The following is a 4,867-nucleotide window of genomic DNA, read 5'->3' on the forward strand; positions in this document are numbered from 1 at the left end:
GCGCACGCCGGGGTGCACGCCCGAGGTGCGCCGCGCGCGCGACTACCTGGAAGCGCACTGGCGCGACAAGCCCACGCTGGAGCAACTCGCGCGGCTGGAGGGCCTGAGCGCCTGGCAGCTGCTGCGCGCCTTCGCGCGCCAGCACGGCGTGCCGCCGCATGCCTGGCTGGTGCAGCGCCAGGTGCGCGAGGCGCGGCTGCTGCTGGATGCCGGCCTGCCGATCGCCGAAGCGGCACTGGCGGCGGGCTTTGCCGACCAGAGCCACCTGAACCGCCACTTCAAGCGCATGCTGGGCTTCACGCCCGGCCAGTACCGCGCGGGCGGGCTCAGTCCTGGAACACCGGCGCCGCGGCGCTGAGCATGCGCGTGGCGCTGGCCACCCCCCAGCCCGTGCGCAGTTCCCGCGCCAATGCGTCCAGCAGCCGCTGCACGTCGTCGCGCGCCGTCGCGTGCATGGCTTCGGCGACCACCAGCACGCGCCGCGTGCCGGGCCGGATGGCCGAGGCGGCGCTTTGCCGGTGCGTCCAGCGGCGCGCGTGCGCCTGGCCGGCATCGTCGGCAAACACCACTTCGCCCGGTTCGGGCTGCTCCACGTCGCCGCTGAACGCAACATGGCGTTCGGTGCCGGTGGCGGACCGCACCTCCAGGTTGCCTTGCACGTGGTCCAGGTCGAACACCGCGATGGGAATCGCGAAGGCGGTGGAGACCGCGTTGCACAGGTCGATCAGCGGATGGATGCGCGGCAGCGCGCCTTCCTTGCGCAGCCGCCGCAGCAGCGATTCGGAAGCACAGCGGTACTGCGTCGGCTTGAATCCCATGCGCCCGAAGGCGCGCCGCCAGGCCTGCACTTCGGGCAGTTCGCTCTCGGGCACGGCCAGGCGCGCCAGCGCCTGCTGCGTGTAGTGGGCGACCGCCGCATCGACGTTTGCCTGGTCGTGCAGGCCATCGGCGCGCAGCACGCCGGCGGAAAGTTCGGGATGGGCAGCCCAGAGGGCAGGGGCGTGTTGCAAGCGCATGGTCAGGAGGGGGATGTCGTGGTGGATCGGGTGGATGCGCGCGGCAGCGAGAGCAGCATGGCGCCGAGCACGCACGCGAGCCCCAGCCATTGCCACAGCCGTACGGGTTCGTCGAGCAGCAAGGCGGCCAGCAGCAGTGCCGACACCGGCATGCAGGCGGTGGCGAGCGCCGCGCGCGCGGCGCTGGTGCGGGCGCTGCCCGCGTACCACAGCAGGAAGCCGCCCACCGTGGGTACCCAGGCGTAGTAGGCGAGCGCCGCCAGCGGCGCCCCGGCAAGCGACGATGGATGGCTGCTGCGCACCGCGAGCGCCGGGATCATAGAAAGCAGCAAGCCGCCCGCGCACATCAGTGTGGGCAGCGCCACAGCCGGCACCGGCCGCGTAAGGCCCCGGCGGTGGCCAGCCCGATGGCCGCCAGCAGGCGCAGGTCCAGGCGCTCGCGCAGAAACAGGACGGCGAACACGGCGCAGACGGCGGGCAGCGTGCCCGTGAGAACGGCTGCCTGGGCCGCGCCGGCACTCGCCACGCCCTCGATCAGCAGCACGGTGTAGCCCACGCTGCCGGCAGCAGCTTGCAGCACGAGCAGGAACGCGTCGCGCCAGCTCGGCCGATGCAGGCGCTCGCCGCGCCAGCGCATGACGAGCAGCAGTAGCGGCAGCGCCGCGGCATAGCGCAGCGCGGTGGCAAGGAAGGGTTCGATCTGCTCGCCGATGACACGGCTGGCGACCACGGTGCTGCCGACCAGCACCATGGCCAGGCTGCACAGCAACTGGCCTTTCAGGGACTCGGACACACGAACTCCTCGGATGCAAAAAGCTGCACTGTGCTGGGCCGTGCGCCGCCGGTCTTGAACGTTCCTGCGCGGCTGATTGACTTTCAACTGGAGCTCGGCCGCATGCGCGGTTTCCGTCTGCCATGTCCTACATCGCCTGCCACTCCAGCTGCCTAGGATGAGGAATATGAAATGCGTGGAGTCCCGTGATGCGCTATAGCCGTGCCGAATACGCCAAGATCCTCGCTTTGCAGCAGGAGGTCTCGCGCGCCGAGGCCGATTACCAGCGCCTGCGCTCCGCCTACCTCGACATTGCCAAGAACGAACCCGGCCACGAAGTGGCGCTGGCCATGATCGGCGCCGACATGGACCGCGCGCATGCACGGCTGCAAGCCCTCATCGGCCTGCCGCGCCTGCCCTTCACGCACGAATCCAGCATGGTCGTGCGGCGCGAAGCGCAGCGCCATGGCGAGGTCGAGGGAAAGCACTGACCCGCGCTTCGGCTTGGGCTGACAGCGCAAGGGCGCCGCCGCCTTAGCGCAGGGGGCGCGCGACGCCCCACCATCGGTGCAAAGGAGATCCTTCATGGCCTTCGACGACACCGATTTCCACGCACCCGATGCCCCCGCCGCCGAGCAGCTCGGCGACGGCTTTTCACCGCCCGCACTGGAGCAACTGCGGTCGCTGGGCGAAACCGACGTGCTGGCGATCGCGCAAGCCGACCAGTGCGGTCCCACCCTGGGCAGCCAGAGCGCGTTCTGACGCGCCTTCCGAACACAACGAAAGCCACGATGTCGACCCATCCCGTCGAGCCCGAGCCGAGCGCACCCGGCGCCGAGCAGCAAGCCCCGAATCCGACGCACCTGCCGGTGGAGCCCGAGTTCGGCCAGGCCATGCCGCCTGGCGAGCCGGAAGACCCGCACGGCAAGCCGCCCCCGATCTGAAAACACAGGAGTCCTCATGCATGCTTCCCCGCCTTCAGGGCAGACCCCGCCCACGCCCGGGCTCGACAAGGAAGAGCCCGAGTTCATGGTCGAGTCGGACATTCCGGTGAGCGGCGAGACGCGCGGCAACGGCCGCGGCGTCGCCGATCCGCGGCCGGTCAGCCCCGCCGAGCGCGAATGAGCGGCTGGAGCGCATCGCCGGGCGCCGCGCCGGCGCCGGCCGCCCCGGCGCCGGCTCCGAATGAGCCGCCCAAGCCGGCCAATCCCGAACCGATGTCGCCACCCACCGATCCGGAAAAGGGCCGTGTGCAGGACCCCGAGCAGGGCAAGTCCGAGCACCCGCGCCAGTAGGCAACCGCTCTGGCCCGGTGCCTACGCGGTGCCTACTTGCGCGTCGTCGTCCCCCAGCAGCCCTTGCGCACCTTCATCCAGGCCCGCCACCGGCGTGCACTTGGCCAGCGCCATCCACACGCCGAAGGGCAGGCCGGCGCGGCTGCGGCGGCGCGCCGGGCGCGCCACCTTCAGCCTTGACTGCTCCAGCAGCATCACGCCGCATTCGGGCGGAATTTCGTCGGGCGCACCGACCGGGCGGCCGCGCGCGTCGCAGCCCAGCACGTACCAGCATTCGCCCAGGTCCTGGTAGGCGGCGCGCTTGCCGCCCTGCTTGAGGTCGGCCAGCAGGTCGGCGCGGCGCACCTTCACCTCGTGCACGATCGGCTCCACGTACGCCTCCACCGAGGTGTGGCGGATGGAGAACACGTCGGGCCGGGCGATGCACCAGCGCAGCGGCTTGGCGGCGTCGCCGGTCGGCACCTGCGCGCGCAGGCTCAGGTTGCGCCAGGCCAGCCGCCCGGTGCGGCACATTTCCAGCGCCACCTGCTCCACCAGCGCCTCGTGCGCCGACATGGCGGCGCGGTTGCGCGCCAGCGCCTGCGCGATCCACTGCACGCCGGCGTCGGTAACGCGCAGGGTTTCGTGGCCGGTGCCGGTGCGCAACCGCTCCAGCATGCCGGCGGCCAGCAGATCGATCTCCATCGGGTCCTGGCAGGGCCAGCCGGCGGAGCGGTAGATCTCGCGCAACCGCCGCGCGTGGGCGCGGCCGAGGGATGCAATGGGCGCCGGCGCGGGCGTGGAAACGGCAAGGGACGTCATACGGCGGAAGCTCTCCAGTTTAGCGCCGTAGGCAGGCTCCGACGGCTCATCGCGGGGGATGCTGGCTGCGGTGGATGAGCGTGCTTCCACAATACGCCCATGCTTGATAGAGCCGTCTACGGGATCACCGCCCTGCGCTACGCAGGGAGCAACATCGTCGAAGCCATGATGGGCCTGGTCGACCAGACCATGGTCCGCTGGGACTTCAACCCCACGCCCACGCGCGTGGTGGAAGTGGTGGACCGGCTGGTGGAAGGCGACACCGTGATCACGCTGTTCCCCGACGAACACGGGGAGCTTCATCCGGGCCCGCAGGTGAAGGTCGACGTGCTGGCCGAAGGCACCGAGGCACTGGTGCTGGCGGAAGAAGCGCCGGGACGCAGGCTGAACGACCTGCCGCGGTTCTAGGCCGCTTTCACCAATTCCAGGATCGCACCCGCGGTCTTCCTTGCAGCGCCGCGGTGCGCCGCCGCGAACTGCTCGCCCGCCGTTGCCATCGCCCGCTGGCGCGGCGTGTCGGTAACCAGCGCCAGCGCCGCGTCGATGCCGGTACGCAGGTCCTTCACCTCCAGCGCCGCGTCGGCTTCCTGCGCCAGCACCGCGGCTTCGGCGAAGTTGAAGGTGTGCGGGCCCATCACCACCGGGCAGCCGCAGGCGGCGGCCTCGATCAGGTTCTGGCCGCCCAGCGGCGCGAAGCTGCCGCCCAGCAGGGCCGCGTCGGCGAGGCCGTAATAGAGCGCCATCTCGCCCAGCGAATCACCGATCCACACCTGCGCCGACTGCGGGCCGTCGCTGCCCCAGGCGCTGCGGCGTGAGACGCTGAAGCCGGCCTGCATGGCCATGCCCGCCACCTCCTCGAAGCGCTGCGGATGGCGCGGCACCAGCAGCCACTGCACGGCGGCATCGCGCGGCAAGGCGCGCAGGAAGTCCGCCTCCTCGCCCTCGCGCGAGCTGGCGAACATCACCACCGGGCGGCCGTGCGC

Annotated in this window: 11 protein-coding genes and 1 pseudogene; 7 read left to right on the forward strand and 5 right to left on the reverse strand. The window is 71.2% G+C overall.

Annotation, left to right across the window (positions count from 1 at the left end):
• Positions 1-358, forward strand: a 358-nt coding sequence (locus H0U68_RS22930; protein WP_296359217.1) for an AraC family transcriptional regulator, incomplete at its 5' end; no start/stop codon positions are given.
• Here H0U68_RS22930 and H0U68_RS22935 read toward each other — a convergent pair.
• The 3 genes from H0U68_RS22935 to H0U68_RS24445 are packed head-to-tail and all read right to left on the reverse strand — an operon-like array spanning position 327 to position 1,809.
• Positions 327-1,016, reverse strand: a complete 690-nt coding sequence (locus H0U68_RS22935; RefSeq protein ID WP_296359218.1) for a phenylalanine--tRNA ligase beta subunit-related protein — start codon at positions 1,014-1,016, stop codon at positions 327-329. The two genes, H0U68_RS22930 and H0U68_RS22935, sit on opposite strands and share 32 nt — an antisense overlap.
• A 2-nt stretch (positions 1,017-1,018) precedes the next feature.
• Positions 1,019-1,336, reverse strand: coding sequence for an EamA family transporter (locus H0U68_RS24440; RefSeq protein WP_365732293.1), 318 nt, complete (start codon positions 1,334-1,336; stop codon positions 1,019-1,021).
• A gap of 26 nt (positions 1,337-1,362) precedes the next feature.
• Positions 1,363-1,809 carry an EamA family transporter gene (locus H0U68_RS24445; protein ID WP_365732294.1) on the reverse strand — a complete coding sequence of 149 codons (447 nt, stop codon included), beginning with the start codon at positions 1,807-1,809 and terminating at the stop codon, positions 1,363-1,365.
• 188 nt (positions 1,810-1,997) lie between these two features.
• On the opposite strand from H0U68_RS24445, the gene H0U68_RS22945 reads away from it, so the two are divergent.
• The 5 genes from H0U68_RS22945 (at position 1,998) to H0U68_RS22965 (ending at position 3,083) form a co-directional block, all read left to right on the forward strand.
• The gene (locus H0U68_RS22945; protein WP_296359219.1) at positions 1,998-2,279 is read left to right on the forward strand and encodes a hypothetical protein; all 282 of its coding nucleotides are present in this window, start codon (positions 1,998-2,000) and stop codon (positions 2,277-2,279) included.
• 94 nt (positions 2,280-2,373) lie between these two features.
• Positions 2,374-2,550, forward strand: a complete 177-nt coding sequence (locus tag H0U68_RS22950; RefSeq protein ID WP_296359220.1) for a hypothetical protein — start codon at positions 2,374-2,376, stop codon at positions 2,548-2,550.
• 29 nt (positions 2,551-2,579) lie between these two features.
• Positions 2,580-2,732: a stereocilin gene (locus H0U68_RS22955; RefSeq protein WP_296359221.1), complete on the forward strand. Its 153-nt coding sequence runs from the start codon at positions 2,580-2,582 to the stop codon at positions 2,730-2,732.
• Between the two features lie 16 nt (positions 2,733-2,748).
• Positions 2,749-2,913, forward strand: a complete 165-nt coding sequence (locus tag H0U68_RS22960; protein ID WP_296359222.1) for a hypothetical protein — start codon at positions 2,749-2,751, stop codon at positions 2,911-2,913.
• Positions 2,910-3,083 carry a hypothetical protein gene (locus H0U68_RS22965; RefSeq protein WP_296359223.1) on the forward strand — a complete coding sequence of 58 codons (174 nt, stop codon included), beginning with the start codon at positions 2,910-2,912 and terminating at the stop codon, positions 3,081-3,083. Before H0U68_RS22960 ends, H0U68_RS22965 begins: the two co-directional genes overlap by 4 nt.
• 21 nt (positions 3,084-3,104) lie before the next feature.
• Here the strand turns inward: H0U68_RS22965 and H0U68_RS22970 are convergent, their stop codons facing one another.
• Positions 3,105-3,884: a hypothetical protein gene (locus H0U68_RS22970; RefSeq protein WP_296359224.1), complete on the reverse strand. Its 780-nt coding sequence runs from the start codon at positions 3,882-3,884 to the stop codon at positions 3,105-3,107.
• 99 nt (positions 3,885-3,983) lie between these two features.
• On the opposite strand from H0U68_RS22970, the gene H0U68_RS22975 reads away from it, so the two are divergent.
• On the forward strand, positions 3,984-4,292 hold the full coding sequence (locus tag H0U68_RS22975) for a hypothetical protein (RefSeq protein ID WP_296359225.1): 309 nt from the start codon (positions 3,984-3,986) through the stop codon (positions 4,290-4,292).
• Here the strand turns inward: H0U68_RS22975 and H0U68_RS22980 are convergent.
• Positions 4,289-4,867 (reverse strand): annotated as a pseudogene (locus H0U68_RS22980) (3-deoxy-D-manno-octulosonic acid transferase); the annotation flags it as partial. The gene H0U68_RS22975 and the pseudogene H0U68_RS22980 overlap by 4 nt on opposite strands.

Origin of the sequence: Ramlibacter sp. (assembly GCF_013697775.1) — a bacterium.
Classification (GTDB): domain Bacteria; phylum Pseudomonadota; class Gammaproteobacteria; order Burkholderiales; family Burkholderiaceae_C; genus Ramlibacter.